Annotated in this window: 18 protein-coding genes and 1 pseudogene; 11 read left to right on the top strand and 8 right to left on the bottom strand. The window is 61.6% G+C overall.

What is annotated here, in order from left to right; genetic code table 11:
* Nucleotides 1-54: 54 nt before the first annotated feature.
* Nucleotides 55-1272, top strand: a complete 1218-nt coding sequence (locus NUH87_RS10580) for an SAM-dependent methyltransferase (protein WP_338525897.1) — start codon at nt 55-57, stop codon at nt 1270-1272.
* Here NUH87_RS10580 and NUH87_RS10575 read toward each other — a convergent pair.
* The gene (locus NUH87_RS10575; RefSeq protein WP_338525896.1) at nt 1260-2171 is read right to left on the bottom strand and encodes a DMT family transporter; all 912 of its coding nucleotides are present in this window, start codon (nt 2169-2171) and stop codon (nt 1260-1262) included. The genes NUH87_RS10580 and NUH87_RS10575 overlap by 13 nt on opposite strands.
* Nucleotides 2172-2375: 204 nt before the next feature.
* Between NUH87_RS10575 and NUH87_RS10570 the strand changes: the two genes are divergently transcribed.
* Nucleotides 2376-2957, top strand: coding sequence for a DJ-1/PfpI family protein (locus NUH87_RS10570; RefSeq protein ID WP_338525895.1), 582 nt, complete (start codon nt 2376-2378; stop codon nt 2955-2957).
* Between the two features lie 15 nt (nt 2958-2972).
* On the top strand, nt 2973-3278 hold the full coding sequence (locus NUH87_RS10565) for a ribbon-helix-helix domain-containing protein (RefSeq protein ID WP_338525894.1): 306 nt from the start codon (nt 2973-2975) through the stop codon (nt 3276-3278).
* A 102-nt stretch (nt 3279-3380) separates the two neighbouring features.
* Here the strand turns inward: NUH87_RS10565 and NUH87_RS10560 are convergent, their stop codons facing one another.
* Nucleotides 3381-4340: a FecR family protein gene (locus NUH87_RS10560; protein WP_338525893.1), complete on the bottom strand. Its 960-nt coding sequence runs from the start codon at nt 4338-4340 to the stop codon at nt 3381-3383.
* Between the two features lie 36 nt (nt 4341-4376).
* Complete coding sequence (locus NUH87_RS10555) at nt 4377-5381, bottom strand: DUF4917 family protein (RefSeq protein WP_338526786.1); 1005 nt, start codon at nt 5379-5381, stop codon at nt 4377-4379.
* 227 nt (nt 5382-5608) lie between these two features.
* On the opposite strand from NUH87_RS10555, the gene yiaY reads away from it, so the two are divergent.
* The 8 genes and pseudogenes from yiaY to NUH87_RS10515 all read left to right on the top strand — a co-directional run bounded on the left by yiaY (nt 5609) and on the right by NUH87_RS10515 (nt 13689).
* Nucleotides 5609-6757 (top strand): L-threonine dehydrogenase, encoded by a 1149-nt coding sequence (gene yiaY, locus NUH87_RS10550; RefSeq protein WP_338525892.1) that lies wholly within the window; start codon nt 5609-5611, stop codon nt 6755-6757.
* A gap of 129 nt (nt 6758-6886) precedes the next feature.
* Nucleotides 6887-7459, top strand: coding sequence for a TetR/AcrR family transcriptional regulator (locus NUH87_RS10545; RefSeq protein WP_338525891.1), 573 nt, complete (start codon nt 6887-6889; stop codon nt 7457-7459).
* Nucleotides 7460-7533: 74 nt separating this feature from the next.
* The gene (locus NUH87_RS10540) at nt 7534-8397 is read left to right on the top strand and encodes an oxidoreductase (RefSeq protein ID WP_338525890.1); all 864 of its coding nucleotides are present in this window, start codon (nt 7534-7536) and stop codon (nt 8395-8397) included.
* 10 nt (nt 8398-8407) lie between these two features.
* The gene (locus NUH87_RS10535) at nt 8408-9079 is read left to right on the top strand and encodes an NAD(P)H-binding protein (protein WP_338525889.1); all 672 of its coding nucleotides are present in this window, start codon (nt 8408-8410) and stop codon (nt 9077-9079) included.
* Nucleotides 9080-9126: 47 nt separating this feature from the next.
* Complete coding sequence (locus NUH87_RS10530) at nt 9127-10035, top strand: LysR family transcriptional regulator (RefSeq protein ID WP_338525888.1); 909 nt, start codon at nt 9127-9129, stop codon at nt 10033-10035.
* A 103-nt stretch (nt 10036-10138) separates the two neighbouring features.
* Nucleotides 10139-11332: a CaiB/BaiF CoA-transferase family protein gene (locus NUH87_RS10525; protein WP_338525887.1), complete on the top strand. Its 1194-nt coding sequence runs from the start codon at nt 10139-10141 to the stop codon at nt 11330-11332.
* Entirely contained in the window at nt 11329-12267 is a 939-nt protein-coding gene (locus NUH87_RS10520; RefSeq protein WP_338525886.1) for a hydroxymethylglutaryl-CoA lyase, read from the top strand. The genes NUH87_RS10525 and NUH87_RS10520 overlap by 4 nt, the downstream gene beginning before the upstream one ends.
* A gap of 82 nt (nt 12268-12349) precedes the next feature.
* Nucleotides 12350-13689: pseudogene (locus NUH87_RS10515) on the top strand (MFS transporter).
* A 61-nt stretch (nt 13690-13750) separates the two neighbouring features.
* Here NUH87_RS10515 and NUH87_RS10510 read toward each other — a convergent pair.
* The 5 genes from NUH87_RS10510 to NUH87_RS10490 form a co-directional block, all read right to left on the bottom strand.
* Nucleotides 13751-14980: a multidrug effflux MFS transporter gene (locus tag NUH87_RS10510; protein ID WP_338525885.1), complete on the bottom strand. Its 1230-nt coding sequence runs from the start codon at nt 14978-14980 to the stop codon at nt 13751-13753.
* Nucleotides 14981-15098: 118 nt separating this feature from the next.
* Nucleotides 15099-16241 (bottom strand): saccharopine dehydrogenase C-terminal domain-containing protein, encoded by a 1143-nt coding sequence (locus NUH87_RS10505; protein ID WP_338525884.1) that lies wholly within the window; start codon nt 16239-16241, stop codon nt 15099-15101.
* Between the two features lies 1 nt (nt 16242).
* Entirely contained in the window at nt 16243-18144 is a 1902-nt protein-coding gene (locus NUH87_RS10500; protein ID WP_338525883.1) for a class I tRNA ligase family protein, read from the bottom strand.
* Nucleotides 18145-18211: 67 nt separating this feature from the next.
* The gene (locus tag NUH87_RS10495; RefSeq protein WP_338525882.1) at nt 18212-19501 is read right to left on the bottom strand and encodes an ATP-grasp domain-containing protein; all 1290 of its coding nucleotides are present in this window, start codon (nt 19499-19501) and stop codon (nt 18212-18214) included.
* 96 nt (nt 19502-19597) lie between these two features.
* A complete protein-coding gene (locus tag NUH87_RS10490; protein WP_338525881.1) occupies nt 19598-20884 on the bottom strand; it encodes a lysine N(6)-hydroxylase/L-ornithine N(5)-oxygenase family protein in 1287 nt (428 codons plus the stop codon).
* Between the last annotated feature and the right edge of the window lie 301 nt (nt 20885-21185).

Here is a 21185-nt window from a genome sequence, read left to right as displayed (position 1 = left end):
TACAATGCCCGTCATTCCCTGATCCGATTTCCGCACGCCCGAGGCGCTTTTTTCATGTCAGCTACTGCACAACCCGCCCAGTCCGTGCCGGACCATCATGCCCAGTTTCTCGATCTGCTCGAGACCAGCCTGGCGCAGAACGCCTTTATCAAGCTGGTGCTGGCCAAGTACGTGGGTGACGAGGCGGACCTGCAACGGGTCATCATCAAGCAGGTGACGGTCAAGGAGCAGCCGTGCCTGTCCTTTGTCTACCGCTACAAGACCCGTGATATCACCAAGAACTTCGCCGTTGCCGAAGGCCTGGCGATCATTGCCGGGTTGCTGCCGACGTCCTTCAAGAATGCCCACCTGCTGTCCCTCACCGACGAGGTGCAGCTGGAGTACAGCAAGAAGGGCAAGAGCACGCTGTTCAAGGGCAAGACCCAGCAGGCGCGGGAAGTGCCGTCCGCCGAGCACAATCGCGAAAAGAACCGCTACCTGGAACTCAGCCGTCCGTTTCTCACCGACCTGGGCGTGACCAACAAGCAGCACGAGCTGATTCCCGCGATGTCGCGCAAGTGGAAGCAGATCAACAAGTTCATCGAGGTGTTTTCCCACGCCCTGGGCAGCTCGCCGTTGAAGCTGGACCGGCCGGTGCGGGTGGCGGATTTCGGCTCGGGCAAGGGCTACCTGACCTTCGCCATCCATGACTACCTGTGCAACACCCTGCAGGCCGAAGCCCAGGTGACCGGTGTCGAGCTGCGCGAAGACATGGTGACCCTGTGCAATACCGCCGCGGCGCGCCTGGAACACCCGGGGCTGGTGTTCAAGTGCGGCGACGTGCGCAGCGTGGCGCCGAGCGAGCTGGACGTGATGATCGCCCTGCATGCCTGCGATATCGCCACCGACTATGCGATCCACACGGGTATCCGTTCAGGGGCGGCGATCATCATGTGCTCGCCGTGCTGTCACAAGCAGATCCGCCTGCAGATCCAGAGCCCGGCGTTGCTCAAGCCGATGCTGCAATACGGTCTGCACCTGGGGCAGCAGGCGGAGATGGTCACCGACAGCCTGCGGGCGCTGTTCCTCGAAGCCTGCGGCTACGAGACCAAGGTCTTCGAGTTCATCTCCCTGGAGCACACCAACAAGAACAAGATGATCCTCGCGGTCAAGCGTGCCGAGCCGCAGGATCCGGCGTTGCTGCTGGCGAAAATCGACGAGCTCAAGGCCTTCTACGCCATCCAGGAGCACTGCCTGGAAACCCTCCTGCGGGCCGACGGCTACTTGAGCTGAACCCCCGGCGGCAAGCTGCCCGGTTGCGCCGGGCGGACGCTGGTCTTGCGTCCGAGCATCACGGTGACGATCACGCCCCCGGCGAACAGCCAGGTGATCGGCTCGACGTGTTCGCCAAAGAACAGTGCTGAAAAGGCGATGGTGAAGAAAATCTGCAGCAGCTGGATCTGGCTGACCCGGGCGATGCCGCCCAGGGCGAGCCCGGCGTACCAGGCAAAAAAGCCGAGGAACTGCGAGAACATCGCCACATAACCGAAGGCCCACCAGGTCTTGCCGGAAATCGCCCCCTGGTGCTGCCAGGCCAGGTACAGGACCGGACCGATCAACACCGGTACCGACAGCACCAGCGCCCAGCAGATCACTTGCCAGCCGCCCATCTCCCGGGCCAGGCGCCCGCCCTCGGCATAGCCGAGGCCGCCGACGGCAATCGCCCCGAGCATCAACAGGTCGCCGGCCTGGATGCTCCCGGCACCGCTGATCAACGCATACCCCAGCACCAGCGCACTGCCCAGGGCGGCGCAGGCCCAGAAGGCCCGTGACGGCCGTTCGTGGGACAGCCAGGCCGCATACAACGCCACGCACAAGGGTTGCAGGCCGTTGACCAGGGCGCCGTGGGAGGCCGGTAAAGTCTTCATGGCCCAGGCCGAGAGCACCGGAAAGCCCAGGATCACCCCGGCGATCACCAGCCACAGGCCCTTGAACTGGCTCCAGGTCGGCCACTTTTCCCGGCGCCAGAGCAGCAGGGCCGCGGCCGGAATCGCGGCGACCAGGGCGCGGCCGAGCCCGTTGAGCAGCGGGTTGATTTCCTGCACCACGATGCGGGTGAAGGGCAGGGTCAGGCTGAAGATCACCACACCCAGCAGGCCGAGCAGCATGCCGGTGTTTTCACGAGAGGACATGGATATTGACCGGGAATCAGGGAAACAGGAACTGTCATCTAGCCATAAAGGCCCGGCGGCGCGCTGTTACAGCTGGGCAGATAGTTGCCCGTACAGTTTGTCGTCCCGGGGGATCGTAGTAGCCGGCGATTACCCGGCGGCGTGTACAGGGTCTACCTTGACTACTCTTGTCTGCCCAAGCGTTCACCCAGAGGAGTTCACCCCATGGCTGCGAAAAAGATTCTGATGCTGGTTGGCGATTACGTCGAAGACTACGAGGTGATGGTGCCGTTCCAGGCCCTGCTGATGGTCGGTCACCAGGTGCATGCCGTGTGTCCGGACAAGAGCGCCGGCCGGACCGTACGCACCGCGATCCATGACTTCGAGGGCGACCAGACCTACAGCGAGAAGCCGGGGCATCTGTTCACCCTGAACTTCGATTTCGCCAAGGTCGATGCCGCCGACTACGACGCGCTGCTGATTCCCGGCGGTCGTGCACCGGAATACCTGCGCCTGAACGACAAGGTCGTGCAACTGGTGCAAGCCTTCGACCAGGCCGGCAAGCCGATTGCCGCCGTCTGTCATGGCGCGCAGTTGCTGGCGGCGGCGGGCGTTCTCGACGGACGCGAGTGCAGCGCCTATCCGGCCTGTGCCCCGGAGGTCAGGCTGGCGGGCGGTCGCTATATCGATATCGAAGTGACCCAGGCCCACGTCCAGGGTAACCTGGTGACCGCTCCGGCCTGGCCGGCGCACCCGAGCTGGCTGGCGGCGTTCCTCGGGCTGCTGGGTACCAGGATCACTTTGTAAGCGGGGGGGCGGGTCATGTGTGAGCTCTACGTCAAGGCCGATCCGATTCTCTATGAATCGCGTTCCCGTTCGCTGCGTATCCGTGGCGTGGTGACCACCTTGCGCCTGGAAAACCAGTTCTGGGACATCCTCGCCGAGATCGCCGAAGCCGACGGCATGACCACCAACCAGCTGATCACCCGGCTCTACGAGGAAGTGATGGACTTTCGCGGGGAGGTGCTGAATTTCGCCTCCTTCCTGCGGGTCAGTTGCACCCGCTACCTGAGCCAGCGGCGGGCTCAGGTAACAGAACTCAGCGTGGTCCGTTCTAACGTGGGCTGAACAACACCGTGTTCCTTGTGGTCGGCTTGCCGGCGAGGCGCCCATATAGGCGATGCAAGTCTTAAGGGCCTCATCGCCGGCAAGCCGGCTCCCACAGTTGGATTATTTGCGGCTTTCGATCCTGACCTGGCCGTCTTCCAGGGCCACGGTTTTCACCGGGATCAAGCTGGGCAGGGCATTGAGCAGGGCATCGGGGTCTGTCACGTCGAGGCTGCCGGAGATCTTGAAGTGCGCCAGCGGCCCCTCCGCCAATTGCACCGGTTTGCTACGGTACAGGCTCAGTTCATCGATCAGGCTGGCCAGTTCGCGATTGCGAAAGGTCAGGTGGCCGCTGCGCCAGTCGGCGATTTCCTCGCCGCCCAGGGTCTGCTGCTGCAGCATTCCCTTGGTATAGTCGAAGATCGCCCGTTGCCGTGCTTCGAGCAGGGTGACGTTGTTCGGGTCGCCTTCGGGCTCGAAGGCCACCTGGCCATGGGCGACGCTGACCACCAGCTGACGCTGGCCACGGCGCACATCGAAACCGCTACCCATCCCCCGTGCCCGGGCGTTGCCGGCATGAATCCAGAACGGTCGTTCCTTGTCGGTGGCCATTTCCAGGTAGAACTGGCCCTGATCCAGGTAGATATCCCGCTGCTGGGCGCGGAAGTTGATACGCAGCCGGGTATTGGCGTTGATGTACAGGGTGCTGCCGTCCGGCAGTTTCAGGATGCGCGTGCCTTGGGCATGGGCGGCGACCTGATGCCGATAGGGCGTGTTCGGCGCGCCGGCGCTGACCGTCAGCAACGCGCACACCAGTGCGACCGCCGTGGCCAGGGCCGGTCGCCAGAGGTGCTTGCGCCGCGCCGGCGGCAACGCCGGCTGGTTCAATTGACGCAATTGCGCCAGGTCCGACCAGAGCGCTTCGAACTCGGCATAGGCCCGGGCATGGGCCGGCGTCGCGCGCCATTGTTCGAAGGCCTCGTCCAACGGCTGTCCGGGGGCCTCGCGGTGACGGGCGAACCAGCGCGCGGCCTGGGCGTCGATGCTGTTCCCATCGAGTGCGATGTCGGTGGCGCGGCTCATTCTGGCGGCTCTCGTTCGTCGTTCAAGGGGACTGTCTCAGGCCTCGGGGTCGACCCGCAATTGCGGGCTGCCCAGCGGGTGGCTCTTGGCATCGAAAAACCGCAGCGTCACCTCCCGGCCCTCGAACAGCTGGCTGAAGTGGCGCTTCTGATGCTGGATAAACGCCTGGCTGCGCGGGTAGATCGAAATCGCCAGGGTCTTGATCCGCGCATCCAGCAGGGCCTGGACGATATGCCGGTCCTGCTCGCCGAGGTTGTGGCCGAAGATGCACAGGGCATCCTGGTGCCCGGCCAGTTGCCCGTAGCAGTACGACAGGTAATCCGAATGACGGATCGCCTTGAGCTTGTCCTGGGTATTCCCCTCACTGACGAACAACGGTACGTCGCCCAGGGTATTGACCGCGAAACTGCCCAGCAGGGTGCTTTCCGAGGAGGTCAGCTTGCGGGTGCTGCCGTCGAGGTTTTTCACCAGGTGCAGCCCGCCGTGCAGGTACAGGACGCGGGTGCCGTGGCTGTCGGTGGCGCCGAGGTCGAAGCTCGAGTCGTCAGGGCGGAACAGGTCATCGAACGACTCGGGCGCCTGCATGATCGCCCAGTAGGCGAGCAGGTCGTAGTTGGTGGAGTAGAGCGTTCGGTAGCGGCTCAACTCGGTATTGATCCGCGCCAGGCTCTCGGGTTGCACGAGTTTCCAGGGGATGTGCACCGAGCGTATCGCATGGATCAGCGCTTCCTTGATCGCGAAATAGCGATTGCGCGGTGACGACGAACTGATGGTCAGGGCCGCATTGACCCTGATGGTGCTCTTCAGGGCGCTGAGCACCTGTTCGAAGTTGCTGGTGTCCAGGGCCTTGAACACTGCCAGCTCGCTGAGCCCCAGCGGGCGGTTCCGCGTGGTCTGGGCTTTCTCGAACAGCGAGTCGTAGGCGAATGCCTGCCACATCGCCCGGCTCGCGCCGTTGCCGATCAACAGGCCGCTGAAGGGGATTTCGGCACGCAGGGCGTTCCAGTCTTCCAACGCCGCATCAAATACCTGGAATTCCATTGTTGCCATGGGTCGGTTGCCAAATCTGAAGAGGATCAACGGCGGACTTTAACATGGGTTTGTTGGGCCATTCCCTTATTCCACCGGTGACGATCGTGGGTCGCTCGAGATAAGCGGCGGCTGACGAACGGCGGTTCGGATCCGGGACTTTCTTGAGCCAGGTCAAGGTGGGCGGTGGGTCTTGGACTGAAGCTGGGACTCGTCAGTCAGCTAAAGGAGGGCTTACCGTGAGCAGCACATTTTTCATTCCCGCAGTGAACATCATGGGCATCGATTGCCTGGAAGACGCCATGACCGCGATTCGCAACCATGGTTTTCGCAAGGCGTTGATCGTCACCGACGCGGGGCTGGCGAAGGCCGGCGTCGCCGCACGGATTGCCGGCATGCTGGCGACGCAGGACATCGACTCGGTGCTGTTCGATGGTGCCAAGCCGAACCCGAGTATCGACAACGTCGAGAAGGGGCTGGCGGTGCTCAAGGCCGGCCAGTGCGATTTCGTCGTGTCCCTGGGCGGCGGTTCGCCCCATGACTGCGCCAAGGGTATCGCCCTGTGCGCCACCAATGGCGGGCATATCCGCGACTACGAAGGCGTCGACCGCTCGGCCAAGCCGCAACTGCCGTTGGTGGCCATCAACACCACTGCCGGTACGGCCAGCGAGATGACCCGCTTCTGCATCATCACCGACGAATCGCGTCACGTGAAAATGGCGATTGTCGATCGCAACGTCACGCCGCTGCTGTCGGTCAACGACCCGGCCCTGATGGTCGCCATGCCCAAAGGGCTGACGGCCGCCACCGGGATGGATGCCCTGACCCATGCGGTCGAAGCGTATGTCTCCACGGCGGCGACGCCGATCACCGACGCCTGTGCGATCAAGGCCATTGAACTGATCAGCGCCAACCTGCGCCAGGTGGTGTTTGACGGCGCCGACCTGCAGGCCCGGGAAAACATGGCGTATGCGCAGTTCCTGGCGGGCATGGCCTTCAACAATGCGTCGCTGGGCTTCGTGCATGCCATGGCGCACCAGTTGGGCGGTTTCTACGACCTGCCCCATGGCGTGTGCAACGCGGTGTTGCTGCCCCATGTGCAGAGTTTCAACGCGCTGGTGTGCCCGCAGCGCCTGACGGACGTGGCCAAGGCGTTGGGCGTCGATATCCAGGGCATGAGTGACGAGGAGGGCGCCCAGGCGGCCATTGCGGCGATTCGCAGTCTGGCCAAGGATGTCGAGATCCCTGCTGGCCTGCGGGAGTTGGGGGCCAAGTTGCAGGACATTCCGATCCTCGCCAGCAATGCCTTGAAGGACGCTTGCGGCCTGACCAACCCGCGTGCGGCGGATCAGCGGCAGATCGAAGAGATTTTCCGCAGCGCATTCTGACGCAAGACCCCATCACCCAGCGCCTTCCCCTGTAGGGGAGGGCGCTGTCACGACCAGCGGGCTTGCAAACCAGCGTTCACGCAGGTTTAATTGAGTGGTTACTCACTTATAAGTTGAACGCTGCTCCCCATGGCCCGTCCCAAAAGCGAAGACAAACGCAACGCCATCCTCAACGCCGCCATCGAGGTGTTCGCCGAACAGGGCCTGGGTTGTCCGACGCTGAAGATCGCCCGACTCGCCGGTGTTGCCGAGGGCACGTTGTTCAACTACTTCAGTTCCAAGGACGTGCTGCTCAACGAACTCTACCTGCACCTCAAGGCCGAGTTGCGGGACGTGATGATGCCCGGCTACCCGCGCACGGAAACGGTGAACAAGCGCGCCCGTCATGCCTGGCAGAGCTATGTCGACTGGGGCGTGGCCGAGCCCCGCAAGCGCAAGGTGGTGGCCTTGCTCGGAATGTCCGCGCAGGTCACCGAACAGAGCAAGCTGGCCGGCATGCAGGATTTCTGCGAGGTCAACGAGATGATGCAGGAAAGCATTGCCAGCGGTCTGTTCCGCGACCAGCCGGCGGCCTTTGTCTCGGCGATCATGGGGGCCCTGGCCGATACCACGATCGATTTCATCCGCCGCGAACCGGATCAGGCCGAGCGTTATGCCGAAGCCGGTTTCCAGGCGTTCTGGAGTGCCACCGCCAAGGAGTAGGCGAGGGTTTTTCCTTGTGTCAAAAATGAGTGAGTGCTCACTCATAAATCTCAACAATCGATAGGAGTCTCATCATGTCTAAAGTCTGGTTGATTACGGGAAGTGCCAGTGGTCTGGGTCGCAACATCGCCGAGGCGGTGCTGGCGGCGGGGGAGCGATTGGTGGCGACAGCGCGGGATCCGCAGCGCCTGGACGATCTGGTGGCGCGCTATGGCGACCAGGTTCGGGTGGTGGCCCTGGATGTGACGGACGCGGCGGCGGCGCAAGCGGCGGTTCGGGTTGCCGTCGAGGCGTTCGGCAGGCTCGATGTGCTGGTCAACAATGCCGGTTATGGTCATCTCGCGCCGTTCGAGCAGACCGAGACGGCGGCGTTTCGCGCGGAGGTCGAGACCAATTTCTTCGGTGTGGTCAACCTGACCCGCGCGGCATTGCCGGTGATGCGCGCGCAGCGTAGCGGGCACATCCTGCAGATCTCCTCGGTGGGTGGCCGTGCGGGCATGCCGGGGCTCAGCGCCTATCAGGCGGCGAAGTGGGCGGTGGGTGGTTTCACCGAGGTGGTGGCGCAGGAAGTGGCGCCGCTGGGGATCAAGGTCTGTGCCGTGGAGCCGGGTGGCATGCGCACCAACTGGGCGGTGAGGGCGGGCCACGCCACGCCGTCGATCATGGAGGACTACCAGGCGAGCGTCGGTGCCGTCAGCAGCATGCTCAGTGCCTATGCGGGCAATGAACCGAGCGATCCTGATCGTATCGCGCAGATTGTGCTCAAGCTGGCCTACCACGAGCAACTGCCGCAGCACCTGTTGATCGGCAACGATGCCTTGCACTACTGCGAGCAGGCCGAGACCGCGCGTGCCGAGGCGGCCGGACGTTGGTTGGAGGTCAGTCGCGCCGCCGACTACAGTGCACCTGTCGAGCTGCCGACGTTTCCGAGCCATTGAGAGGTTGCCCATGAATATTCTGTTGTTCGGTGCCACCGGCATGGTCGGTCAAGGCGTGTTGCGCGAATGCCTGCTGGCGGACGATGTGCAACAGGTCAGGGTCATCGGCCGTACGCCGGTGACCCAGGTCGATGGGAAACTCAGCCAGGTGGTGCACGCCGACCTGTTCGACTACCGCGGCATCGAGTCCGAGCTGCAGGGTTTCGATGCCTGCTTCTTCTGCCTGGGTGTTTCGGCGGTGGGCCTGGACGAGGCGCAGTACACCCGGCTGACCTACGACCTGACGCTGGCCGCCGCCGAGACTTTGTCGCGGCTCAATCCGGGCATGACCTTTGTCTATGTCTCAGGGGCGGGTACCGACAGCAGTGAAAAGGGCCGCAGCATGTGGGCCCGGGTCAAGGGGCGCACCGAGAACGCCTTGCAGCGGTTGCCGTTCAAGGGGGTGTACTTGATGCGTCCCGGTGCGATCCAGCCGTTGCACGGCGTGCGTTCCAAGACCCGGCTCTACCAGGCGGTCTACAGCCTGACCGGACCACTGATGAGCCTGCTGCGCCGGTTGTGGCCGGACAGCATCCAGACCACTGAAACCATGGGCCGGGCGATGTTGGCGGTGGCGCGCAAGGGCGCGCCGCAAGCGATCCTCAATCCCAAGGCGATCAATCAACTGTCAGCAAGGACCTGAAAGGACGATATCCTCGACGCTTCGATTGAGTCGTCAGCGAGCCTGCCATGCTGCAAAAAAGCCTGATCCGCCGCCTTGACCTGATTACCCTGCAACTGTTCGTCGCCGTGCACGAGGAGGGGACCCTGACCCGGGCGGCGGCCCGCGAAGCCATCGCCGTGTCGGCGGCGAGCAAGCGGTTGATGGAACTGGAGGAGGCGTTGGGCGTTGCGCTCTTCGCGCGCCAGGCCAAAGGCATGCGATTGACCCCGGCCGGGGAAACCCTGCTGCATCATGCCCGGCAGATGTTGTTCAACATCGAGAAAATGGGCCTGGAGCTGGGCGAGCACACCCAGGGCGTGCGTGGTTATGTGCGGATGCTGGCCAATCTTTCCGCGATCATCCAGTTTCTGCCGGAAGACCTGCGGGACTTCTCCGAATGCCATCCGCAAGTGAAGGTCGACCTTGAGGAGCGCCCCAGCAACGGTGTGGTGCAAGGCGTGCTCGACGGCGTGGCCGATCTCGGTGTCTGCTCCAGCGACACCGATGTGCGAGGCTTGACCAGCGTGCTTTACCGGCATGACCAGTTGGTGGTGCTGATGCGTCCCGATCATCCGCTGGCGGATCGGGAAGCATTGGCCTTCGCCGATACGCTGGACAGCGACTACGTCGGCCTGCACTCGGCCAGCTCGATCAATATGCGCACCCACGCGGCGGCCCGGGCGGCGGGAAAAGTGCTGCGCCTGCGGATCCACGTGCCGGGGTTCGATGCCATGTGCCGGATGGTCCAGGCGAACATGGGGATCGGCATTCTGCCGCTGAAAGCCTATGAGCTGTTCGGCCGGGCCCTGGGATTACACGCGGTGAAACTCAATGACGAATGGTCCACGCGCAGCCTGATCCTGGTGGTCCGGGATGAGTCGGCGCTGTCGCCGGTGAGCCGCTTGTTGTTCGAACACTTGAGCGCACCGATCTGAGCGTTCGCGTTTCGCGAACGTAGCTTGCCGAGTGAAGGTTGGATTCATCACCCGGTGCTCCACTAGTCTTGGGGACAAATTCCAAGAAAGTGAGGTACCGGTGATGACTGCTCCCCTGAGCGGAATCAAGGTGATCGAGATCGGCACGCTGATTGCGGCGCCTTTTGCGGCACGCATGCTCGGCGAGTTCGGCGCCGAGGTGATCAAGATCGAATCCATCGGCCAAGGCGATCCTCTTCGCAAGTGGCGAAAGCTCCACGAAGGCACGTCGCTCTGGTGGTACCTGCAATCGCGGAACAAGAAATCCCTGGCGCTGAACCTCAAGTCCGCGGAGGGTATCGAGCTGGTCAAGCAACTGGCCGCCGACGCCGATGTGCTGATCGAGAACCTGCGCCCCGGCGCCCTGGAGAAACTTGGCCTGGGCTGGGAGGTACTGCACGCCCTCAACCCCAAGCTGACCCTGGTACGGATTTCCGGCTACGGCCAGACCGGCCCTTATCGCGACCGTCCCGGGTTTGGCGCTATCGGCGAGGCCATGGGCGGGATTCGCTACACCACCGGAACGCCCGGTTCGCCGCCGGCGCGGGTCGGTGTCAGCCTCGGCGACTCCCTGGCGTCGTTGCACGGAGTCATAGGCGCGCTGATGTCGTTGTTGCGGGTCAAGAGCGGGCAGGGCGAGGGGCAGGTGGTCGATGTCTCACTGGCTGAAAGCGTGTTCAACGTCATGGAAAGCCTGGTGCCGGAATACGATTTGCTCGGCCATATCCGCGAACGCACCGGCGGTGCCTTGCCCGGTATCGCACCGTCCAACACCTATCTGACGGCCGACGGTGCCTATGTGGTGATCGCAGGCAACAGCGACCCCATCTACAAGCGCCTTATGCAGGTGATTGGCCGTCCCGACCTGGCCGAGGCGCCACAGTTCGCTCACAACGATGGCCGGGCGGCGCAAAGCGGGCTGCTGGACGCGGCGATCACCCACTGGACCAGCAGCCTGCCGATCGACGATGTCCTGCTCGCCTTGCAGGACGCCGAGGTCCCGGCCGGGCGGATTTATTCCGTCGCCGATATCGTCGCCGATCCCCATTACCAGGCCCGCGACATGTTGCTCGATGCGCAGTTGCCGGGCGGTGTCCGGGTGAAAATGCCGGGCATCGTGCCGAAGCTCTCCGAGACTCCGGGTGTGGTCAACTGGCAGGGGCCGAGCCTCGGCCAGCATACCCACGACATTCTCGACGGCCTGGGGCTGACCGAGGCCGATATCGAACGCCTGAAAGCCGAAGGGGTGGTGCAATGATCCGCGATTTTTCCGAACGCCTGATCGTCCAGGAAGTCTCGCCCCGCGACGGCTTGCAGATCGAACCGAGCTGGGTGGAAACCGTCGACAAGATTGCCTTGATCGATGAGCTGTCGCTGGCGGGTTTTTCGCGAATCGAAGGCGGTTCTTTCGTCTCGCCCAAGGCGATCCCGGCGTTGCGCGATGGCGAAGCCGTCTTCCGCGGTATTCGCCGTCAGTCGGGCGTGATCTACGTGGCGCTGGTGCCGAATCTGAAAGGCGCCGAGCGTGCGTTGGCGGCTGGGGCCGATGAGCTGAACCTGGTGATGTCCGCCAGCCAGACCCACAACCGGGCCAACATGCGCATGAGTTGCGAGGCGTCGCTGGCGGCCTTCGACACGGTGCTGGAGCGGGTTCGCGGGGAGCCGGTGTTGCTGAATGCGAGCATCGCCACGACCTTCGGTTGTCCGTTCGAAGGCGCGATCGACGAAGACCGCGTCGTACAGATCGTCGATACCTATCTGGAAATGGGGATGCAGGGCATCACCCTGGCCGACACCACCGGCATGGCCAATCCGCGTCAGGTCCAGCGGCTGGTCAAACGTGTGCTGAGTCGCCTGCCGGCCGCGGCCCTGACCCTGCATTTCCATAACACCCGTGGCCTGGGGCTGTGCAATGTGCTGGCCGCGTATGAAGCCGGTGCCCGGCGTTTCGATGCGGCGGTCGGTGGGCTCGGCGGCTGTCCTTTCGCCCCGGGTGCCTCGGGCAATATCTGTACCGAGGACCTGGTCAATCTGTGCGACCAGATGGGCATTGAGACCGGTATGGACCTGCCAAGGCTGCTGGCGATCTCCCGCCGCCTGCCGGCGTTGCTCGGACACGAGCTGCCTGGCCAGGTGGCCAAGGCGGGACGCAATTGCGATTTGCATCCGCTACCGGATTTCAGCCTCGGCTGATCGTGCCCCGCTGTTTAAGACACGCTGTACCAGACAACAAAAACAATCGGATACCTACGGGCAGTCCGCCTGGAGAAACACCATGAGCCTCAATGTCCTGGAGGCGGGCGCGAGCCCCGCCGTTGTGCACACTGCCGAAAAAGCCCTGGTGAGCAAGGTCGCCTGGCGACTGATGCCACTGATCATGGTCTGCTACCTGTTCGCCTTTTTCGACCGGATCAATATCAGCTTCGCCAAATTCCAGTTGCAGGCCGACCTGAGTCTCAGCGACACCGCCTATGGGCTGGGTGCTGGGCTGTTCGTGGTGGGTTATGTGTTGTTCGAGGTGCCGAGCAACATGATGCTCTACAAGGTCGGCGCGCGGCGCTGGATCGCCCGGATCATGATGTCCTGGGGCGCGGCGACGGCGGCGATGGTGTTCGTCAACAGCGAATGGCAGTTCTATGCGCTGCGGTTTGTCATCGGGGCGATGGAGGCCGGTTTCGCACCGGGTGTGCTGTATTACCTGACCCTGTGGTTTCCCCAGCATTATCGCGGGCGTATCACCTCGCTGTTGTTCCTGGCGTCGGCGTTCGCCGGACTGGTGGGCGCGCCCTTTTCCGGGTTGGTGCTGGAGCATCTGGACGGCGTGTTGCAGATGCGTGGATGGCACTGGTTGTTCCTGCTTGGCGGCCTGCCGTGTATCGGCCTCGGTTTGCTGGTGCTGACCCTGCTCAAGGACCGTATCGACGATGCCCACTGGCTGACGCCGACCGAGAAGCGCTTGCTGTCGAGCCGTATCGCCCAGCATGAACCGCACCAGTCCGGCAGTTCGTTGCTGACAGCGTTGCGTATTCCCGGCTTTCTGATGCTGGGGGTGATCTACTTCCTGATCCAGGTCGCGTCCTATGGCTTGAACTTCTGGGCACCGCAGTTGATTCGCAGCGCGGGGACCCAAAGCCCGGTGATGATCGGCCTGCTCACGGCCATCCCCTATATCTGTGGTGCGATCAGCATGGTGGTGGTCGGACGCTTGTCCGACGTCAGTGGCGAGCGGCGCAAGTTTGTCTGCGGGTTGGTGGCGCTGGGGGCGGTCGGCTTTTTCTGTGCGGGGATCTTCGCCGATCACACCCTGTTCCTGATCGTTGCCCTGAGCCTGCTGGGGGCCGGGATCATCGCGTCGATCCCGGCCTTCTGGACCTTGCCGCCGAAACTGCTGGCCGGCGCGGGCGCCGGAGCGGCGGGGGGATCGCGGTGATCAATACCCTGGGGCAGTTCGGCGGTATTGTCAGTCCGGTGATGGTCGGACGGATCAAGGACCTCACCGGCAGCACGACTCCTGCGCTATACGTCATTGGTGTCACCAGCCTGATCGCCGCCGCGCTGCTGCTGTGGGGCTTGCCGCACAAACTGCGGACCCTGGACAAGCTCAAGTCCGGCTGAGATTTGTGGCGAGCGGGTAAGCCCGCTCACCACAGTGTGAGATCCTCGAGTCGGTGTCTTATCAGGTGGATCGAACTCCGGATACGACGGGTACGGCCTTGCCTTGCATCCGGCGACTGAGCACGAGGCCCACGACGGGCAGCACGATAAAGCTGGTTCCGAGCAGCACGACAGCATTGCTGGACAGGGAGGACACCGCGGCATTCACCGCAAAGGCAAGCGCCATTTGCGAGCACGAATAGACCGCGCCAGCCGCGCCTCGCTTGTCGGTAAACGGCGCCATCGACATCGCCGAGGCGCACAGTACGATGAAGGTGTAACTGAAAAACACGCCAGACACGCTGAGCAGGAAGGACACCAATGAAAGGTGGCCCAGCTCGGACAGAGTGAGCAAGGACGCGCCGCAGCCGATCAGGATCACCAGGCCCGTGATGATCAACTTCGGCATCCCGAAGCGCTTGATCAGGCGGGGCAGCAGCAGGCGGCTGACGAGCAACCCGGCCCCGACGAAGGCCGTCATGTAGCCGTAGTCCCTTGGCGAGAGCGCGAACTGCTGTTGCAGTACGAAGGGACTGGCCGTGGTGTACAGCAGGAAGCAAGCCATTCCGATGCCGGCCAGTGTGGCGGCCAGGATAAAGTCGCTGTTTCCCAGGACGAACTTGTAGTTGGCGAAAACCCCCCGTACCCGGATGGCGCCATTGATGTGCTGGTTGGTTTCCGGGCAGAACAACGCGAATACCGCAAGCATGCCAGCCAGCATCAGGGCCATGACGACGAAGTTGGCCTGCCAGTCGAACCAGGACAACAAGAGGCTGCCCGCCAGTGGTCCCAGCGTGATGGACAGACCGGTGAACAAGGTGACGTAGGAACTGACAATGGCATAGCGCTCACGTTGCACGATATCCGACAGCACGATTCTGGAGAGTGCAAGGCAGGCACCGCTGCCGATGCCCTGGATAAAACGGGACGCCAGGAACGGTCCGATCTGCGAAAGCGTTGCCCCCCACACATTGCCGGCGATGGCGATGACAAGGCCGACCAGGATGACGGGCTTCCTGCCAAATTTGTCGCTCAGTGGCCCATAGACGAGGGCGCTCAGGCCGGACCCCAACAGAAATACGGAAATGGAGGACTGCATCAACTGCTGGCTGGTATGCATGAAGAGCATCATGGCCGGTAATGCGGAAAGATGAATGTCCGTACCCAGCACGCCCAGAAACAGCAGTACGGTGATAATCAGGACTACTTTCACCTCTTCCCGAGAAAGCGTTTCGTTCCTTGTCGTAGTCATGGATGACCTTTTACTTCACTAGTTGTTAGAGGGCGGAGGTACAGGGTCGTCGCCGAACCTGTAGCGCTCCGACCCGATACCGGCCTTGGTGGCGGGGCATTGTGGTAGGGCGGCGTCCCTAGGGTGAAATCCGCACAGTACAGTTCACATGCACTCGAAATGCGTCCAGCAATGCACCCGTTTCGCTCTTGTCAAAAAACTCATGGCCGAGGATCAGTCCCGGTCGGCACGACTGCGGCCTGTCCATGACTCGCCGCGCGGCCCATGCGGCCATGAAACTGGTCAGTTGCGCCATTCCGGTCAGTTGGGTGCGCTCGTCGAAGGTCGACACGATGCTGACCTTCTCCTGTTTTCCGGACTCAAGTTGTGCGCACACTTCGACGAAGCTGATGTCCGGCCGATTTCGCGCCAGCTTGCCGTTTTGCCGGAGAATGGCGTGCGTCTGGGCGCTTGCAGTGGAACCGCCATCCAACCTTGCCTGCTCGTCGAGCAATCCCAAGGAGAGCAGGACACGCATGCAATCAAAGAACCCGGGCCAGCGCGCGGTCTGCTGCTTGACCCCAGGAATCTGCTGGACGCATGGGGTAGAGAGGAGATAGGGCGACAGGCCGTCATGATAGACCTCGAGTGCACCGACCCCCTCGACAAACGCGGCTTCCTTCATGTCGAAGCGTTTGCAACTGCCAAGACGGTCATCCATCTTGAACAAGGCGCTACGATTGAGCGAAGGCAGGTGCTCTCCAAACAGCAGGTCGTAGTTCAGCGGTGGATTTGGACGTAGCGGTACGCCCCCGCAAACGGCGCTGAGTTTGACAACCTCGCCCTGGTGGGTCGACGCGAGGTCATGCATCAGCACTTCAACCAGGCCCGGTTCCAGCCCAAAGCCGAACAGCAGTGAAACCCCGTTCTCGACGAGATAGTGATCGAGGACTTCGTGCGCCGCAGGGTCGTCGTAGTTCGGCCGCCCCAGGCTGACAAAGACCGGCCTTCCCCTGAATAACCCATGGTTGCGTGGATCAGTGACGAATGCCGTCGTCTGCGGCCCACTGAGCGAAAGCACGATCACGTCAAGTCCATCCACGTCCAGGTGATCCTTCACCTGTAGCAACGGACAGGTTTCCTCCATTTTCTGCTTCAGCCCGGCAGCCTTCTCCGGGTCAAGGTCATGAACATACAACTCATCGAATCCCAGTCGCTCGATGTAGTAGGCAAGCGGGTATCCCAAATTTCCACAGCCGATCAGTCCGATTCGCTTTTTCATATCAGCGCCGTATCTTTTTCTTCATTTGGTTGAGACGGTCCAGGATTCGGTCGACGTCGAAATGTTCGGCGATGCGAACCACCTGCCGATTCCCGTGACACAGCGAACGGTCCACGCGAAGACAATCCAGGATGCACGTCGACAAGTCCGGCATCACCGGATACAGGCAATAGGCCAAGCTTTGATACGCGTACAGCACCAACGCCAGCCTTGTCCGAAGGACGTTGCGATCGTCCCGGTAGTGCCTGCTCTCCACGATGTAGTCAGCCAGGTTCTCCAGCAGATGCTCGATACGACGCAACGCAACAACGCAAGCCTGACTGGAGTAACTTTCCAGGCAATGGCGCATGGCGTTGTTCAGTTCACGATAAAGCAGGACATCCTGAACCAGCCAAGGGCCCGCCTCGATTCGGTCGCCGACGTAGTGCGTGGCCAGCTCTCGCCCCTCCTCGAAGCACTCGATAAGTGTGTCGGTGAAACGGTTGGCGTAGTTGAAGAAAGTATCGACGCAGAAGTTGCTCTCCGCGGTCGGGCGGTGGATGTTCGACAGATAGAGCCGCACGAGATCCGCAGGATAAGTGCGAAGAAATTCATTGGCCCAGATCGCATGATTCGCGCCGGTCGAGAATTTTCTATTCTCGAGCAAGCAGAAATTGTTGACGACGGCGATCGGTAACTGCGCATCGGGAATGCCAAGGACCTTCAGGATGTAAGGAACCAGGATGCCGGACGCGCACAAGTTGTCGAATCCGCAGAACCACAAGTGGCGGGTGACCGACGTGCATTGCGCGAGTCCTTGATACGAGCGCAGCGCCCGCTCCATGGCGACAGACAGCACCTGATCGCCGTGGACGGGATAACCCTTGCTCCGCAGCGCCGAAACCGGAATGTCGCCGAGCATGTCGTGCTTGAGGTACTTCTGCAGGTAGTCGTAGCAAATACGGCTTGCCGCCGTGTTGTGACTGTATAGCTGTACCGCGATCTGATTCAGGATGTCCCGATCAAGCCGCAGATACAGCTTCTTGACGTTTCGGTGAGCCAGCGGTTCTTTAGTCACCGAATGGAAGGGCTCGATCAGCTTGCACTCATCCTGGTACAACCCACAGGACTCACATTCCAGGCCGATGGTGATGCTGGCGCAATGTGGGCATTGCCCGGAGACGAAGCTCTCGCTGACGAACACTTGTTCGGATTCGCTGTACGGATGGGCGACCTCCCGCTCGAACAAGTAGGGCGAGGCCGTGAGAATCTCGATGAAGCTGGACTTCGCGGCCTCAAACGCCGCCGACGAGGGCTGGTGGGGCAGGAAATCATCGTAGTGGGTTTCAAATAACTCCAGGTCCTGGCGGATGAGGTCTTCGCTGCGCGCCACGAGACTTTCGTAAGTCGTGCCCTGGGCGATCGCTGTCCTGTCGATGTGATTCGTGTTGCCGAAGGTCCCGCAATAGGTAAAGGACTGGGTGCCGGTGAGCTCACAGCAACGCCGGAGGATGTCCGCCATCAGGAAGGGACCCGACAAATGACCGAGATGGAGCGGCCCGTTCGGAGAGGGGAAGGCCGCTCCGATCATCACTCTGCCGTCTGGGCCGGGGCTGCGTTCCGGTTCGGATAGAATCGCCTCCCAATCGGTAAACCAATGCGTCGTGAAGCGCAATTCTTCGTCTGCGCTGTTGGCAATCATGTGCGTCTCGAAGGGGGCGAATTCGACATGATCTCCGGCACCGACCACGACGTGCCGGTTGCCAGAGGACAAGAGCCCCTCGCCAGACGTAATCGACCAGCACTCCCGGTCATGGTGATTGTGGATACTGGTTCTTGCGTGCGGCGCGACAAGCATGTCACGGGTGTTGATCTCGTCGGCCTGCAGGTCGATGGATTCTGGAAATGCGCGTGTAATCTTCATGGAGTCTCCATGAGTGTGGAATGGGATAGGCAATGGAAAATGGGACGGCGCAGCGCGCCGAACCGTATTACCGAGGGGCGCTCGCCGGGGCACGAAGCATGGTTTCGTACAACCGTGTCTCGTTCAGCCGCACTTGGTCGTAGTCGCGAAGGATGGTCTCTTCGTCATCGCTGACCATGTACAGATGACCCGGTCTTCCGACGTTCAGCGAACGGACGGTCTTTTGCAGATGGCCACCCTTGGCAGGACGGAAAAGGACACTGTTCACACTGTCGATACCGAGGAACAGATCCAGGTCCGGCTCGCTCAGGACCTCGCCTGACAGCCCGGAAGACAGGTAGACTTTTCTGATCGATTGGCTGTTCTTGCGCGCCGCCTGGATGCGTGTCAGGAAGGCGTCGGTATCGAGCATTGCGTCGGCCAGCAGTGACAGCTGGGTCAAGCTGTTGATTCCGTGCAGCACGGAAAAATCGATCCCCCCCGACATCCGTGCACCCACTTCGACCAGGCAAGGTCCTTCGTCGGTCATGCGAATCTCGAAGTGCGCGGCGCCGTAGCGAATACCCAGCGCATCGAGCGCACGGCTCGCGTACTGCGATAGAACGGCATGGACCTCGACATTCGGGTTTATCAGGTCGGCGTAGCTGTCGTTGGAGGGGCCGTCGTCGTTTTCACGCACTTCTCCCCAGGTATCGCAAACATAGTGATGGCCGTCCGAGGACAGGGTGTTGACCAGGTACTGTTTGCCAGACAGGTATTCCTGCACCAGCACCTTCGTGTTGAGGAGGCCAAAGTAATTCTTCACGCCCAGGATCCGATCCACAGCCTCGGCGATCTGCTCACGGGTGGTGCAATAGAACACGCTGTCGGTGTTGGAGCTGGCCTCCGGCTTGATGACGATCTTGCCGCCGATCTGCTCGTGGAAGTCGAAGATTTCCTGCAGGTTGTCACTCAGCAGCTGTCTGGCCGATTTCAGACCGTTTTTCCTCAGGGTGTCGTGCATCAGGTACTTGCTTCGGCGTGCCCAGCTCAAGGCGCCAACGTTACGCGGGGCATCGAACATTTCGCCGAGTTTGTCCGCCAACAGAACGCAGGGTTCGCAGCCTGCGATCACGGCCTTGACCCGGCGCCCGTGCATCTTTTGCACAAAGTCGTGCGCGTCGTCGTCCGATGCCAGTGCGTGGTTCTCTGAATAGTCGCCTGGATTGAACGTCGGCTTCAGGAGCGGATGCTCCTTCGCTTCCTCGGTGTAAACGTGGACGCAGCTGTATCCCAGGCCGTTGAAGAGCGGTGCGATATAGCGACCGCTGGAGAATCCGCCAACGATGACGATGATGTCCTTGTTGAATGTGCTCATGTGTTCGTTCCTGAACAATATTTGATCGAATTTATCTCGACGTCGCGAAGATCGCGGCCGGCAATGGTCAAGCAGGGGAGGGATGTGGCCCGCTATTCAGATCGATTCGAGTGCAGCCCAGTTGACGAACAGGTCGTCGCCTGGCTCCGCCCGGCGTGGCTGGCCGAGCATCCTGTCGATCACGATCTGGCTGCGCCAGGCGGTAAGGCTCAGGTTCGGATCGGCTAGACCGCGCTGGCGTCGCACGGAATTGAGCATGAAGATCTGCCGGTTGGAGGGACCGTCCCATACGGCGGCGTAGTCGCGGTCGATACGGATTTCGCCATCCTCGCGCTCAAGCCTGGTGTTCAACGGCTGCAGGAAAGATTGCTCGGCGGAGCGAAATCCGGTGGCCCAGACGATCATGTCGGCGGCCAATATCTCCTGGGCATTGCTGCCCATGTGCCGCGCCGAGAGCATCCACGCATCCTCGGCGCGCCAGACCTCATTCGCATCGCGGTAAGGCATCAATCGCACGCGCATGGGGGAGCGCTCGATGTAGCGCATGACATACATGCGCTGGTAGATATCGCGCAGGGTGTGCTCGGAGATACCGTCGCTCGCGAGCACATTGCGCTTGAGGAAATCTGCGCGAAACGCCGTGCCCTGCTCGTAGAAGTAGTTGGAATGCGTGGGCGTGAACAACTCATTGGCAAAGGGCGAGTCGTCTATCGGATGAAAGTTCTCGCGGCGCGACAACCACGATACTTCGCTCGGCGCATCATCACCGGTGCGACGCAGCAGCTCCAGTACCGCCTCGGCGCCTGACTGGCCACCTCCCACCACCAGTACGCGGCGACCGCCGAATCGACGTGCTCCCTTCGCGAACTCATGGATGTGAAAGTGCGTTTCGCCGTCCAGGCGCGTGCGGGCAAATTCGGGCACGAAGGGCGTGGTACCGACGCCAACGACGACATTCTCGCTCTGAACGCGGCGCTTTGAGGTTTCGATCACGAAGTGCTTGCCGTCGAAGTCGACGCTCTCCACCCGCTCACCGAAATGGATGTTTTCGTTGGTGTTTGCCACCCATTTCAGATAGTCGGCGAACTCGAGACGCGGGACCTGTTCGAACCGCGCGTTCAGGAATGGCAGCAAGCGTCCGTGCTGATGCAGATAGGAGACATAGGAAAAGCGATTCATGGGATCGGCCAGTGTCACCATGTCCTTGAACATGGAGACCTGCAAGCTGGTGCCGGGGAGCATCATGCCTTCATGCCACGAAAACGAGGGTTTCATGTCGAAAACGATGTTGCGGATCCGAGGGTGGTTGTGCAGTAGCGCGGCGACGCTGAGGTTCGACGGCCCACAGCCGATACCAGTGCACTGGTAGTGTTCACTAGACATTTGGATCATCCTTGTTTTTGTTGCGTCGATTGCTTTTCACCGTCCAGGTTCAATCGCCCGCCGTCATCTTGTGTTTTTTCTTTGACACATTTTGAAATGATTTTTGGGCGACGAGCGGAGCATACATAATTGGATCCAATAACAGAACACCCTCGGGCCAATCTTCATGCAGGGGGAGTTTTCACTCTCCGGCGGGTGGGTCGCACGGCGAACCCAAGCCTTTGGACTGAGGCAGGAACACGTCCGTCCGGATAGCTTCAATGCTGTTTTCCAGGCAATAAAAAAGCGGCCCGGATCAACC

Source organism: Pseudomonas batumici, from assembly GCF_036585405.1.
Taxonomy (GTDB): domain Bacteria; phylum Pseudomonadota; class Gammaproteobacteria; order Pseudomonadales; family Pseudomonadaceae; genus Aquipseudomonas; species Aquipseudomonas batumici.
This window is presented reverse-complemented; position numbering and strand designations above follow the sequence as displayed.

Bases quoted from the DNA above. Each gene is read 5' to 3' on its own strand.
- NUH87_RS10505 (WP_338525884.1), bottom strand. From the start codon at position 16,241: ATGAAAAAGCGAATCGGACTGATCGGCTGTGGAAATTTGGGATACCCG.
- NUH87_RS10510 (WP_338525885.1), bottom strand. From the start codon at position 14,980: ATGACTACGACAAGGAACGAAACGCTTTCTCGGGAAGAGGTGAAAGTA.
- NUH87_RS10525 (WP_338525887.1), top strand. From the start codon at position 10,139: ATGACTGCTCCCCTGAGCGGAATCAAGGTGATCGAGATCGGCACGCTG.
- NUH87_RS10520 (WP_338525886.1), top strand. From the start codon at position 11,329: ATGATCCGCGATTTTTCCGAACGCCTGATCGTCCAGGAAGTCTCGCCC.
- NUH87_RS10575 (WP_338525896.1), bottom strand. From the start codon at position 2,171: ATGTCCTCTCGTGAAAACACCGGCATGCTGCTCGGCCTGCTGGGTGTG.
- NUH87_RS10555 (WP_338526786.1), bottom strand. From the start codon at position 5,381: ATGGAATTCCAGGTATTTGATGCGGCGTTGGAAGACTGGAACGCCCTG.
- NUH87_RS10495 (WP_338525882.1), bottom strand. From the start codon at position 19,501: ATGAGCACATTCAACAAGGACATCATCGTCATCGTTGGCGGATTCTCC.
- NUH87_RS10570 (WP_338525895.1), top strand. From the start codon at position 2,376: ATGGCTGCGAAAAAGATTCTGATGCTGGTTGGCGATTACGTCGAAGAC.
- NUH87_RS10490 (WP_338525881.1), bottom strand. From the start codon at position 20,884: ATGTCTAGTGAACACTACCAGTGCACTGGTATCGGCTGTGGGCCGTCG.
- NUH87_RS10580 (WP_338525897.1), top strand. From the start codon at position 55: ATGTCAGCTACTGCACAACCCGCCCAGTCCGTGCCGGACCATCATGCC.
- NUH87_RS10535 (WP_338525889.1), top strand. From the start codon at position 8,408: ATGAATATTCTGTTGTTCGGTGCCACCGGCATGGTCGGTCAAGGCGTG.
- NUH87_RS10545 (WP_338525891.1), top strand. From the start codon at position 6,887: ATGGCCCGTCCCAAAAGCGAAGACAAACGCAACGCCATCCTCAACGCC.
- NUH87_RS10560 (WP_338525893.1), bottom strand. From the start codon at position 4,340: ATGAGCCGCGCCACCGACATCGCACTCGATGGGAACAGCATCGACGCC.
- NUH87_RS10540 (WP_338525890.1), top strand. From the start codon at position 7,534: ATGTCTAAAGTCTGGTTGATTACGGGAAGTGCCAGTGGTCTGGGTCGC.
- NUH87_RS10565 (WP_338525894.1), top strand. From the start codon at position 2,973: ATGTGTGAGCTCTACGTCAAGGCCGATCCGATTCTCTATGAATCGCGT.
- NUH87_RS10500 (WP_338525883.1), bottom strand. From the start codon at position 18,144: ATGAAGATTACACGCGCATTTCCAGAATCCATCGACCTGCAGGCCGAC.
- NUH87_RS10530 (WP_338525888.1), top strand. From the start codon at position 9,127: ATGCTGCAAAAAAGCCTGATCCGCCGCCTTGACCTGATTACCCTGCAA.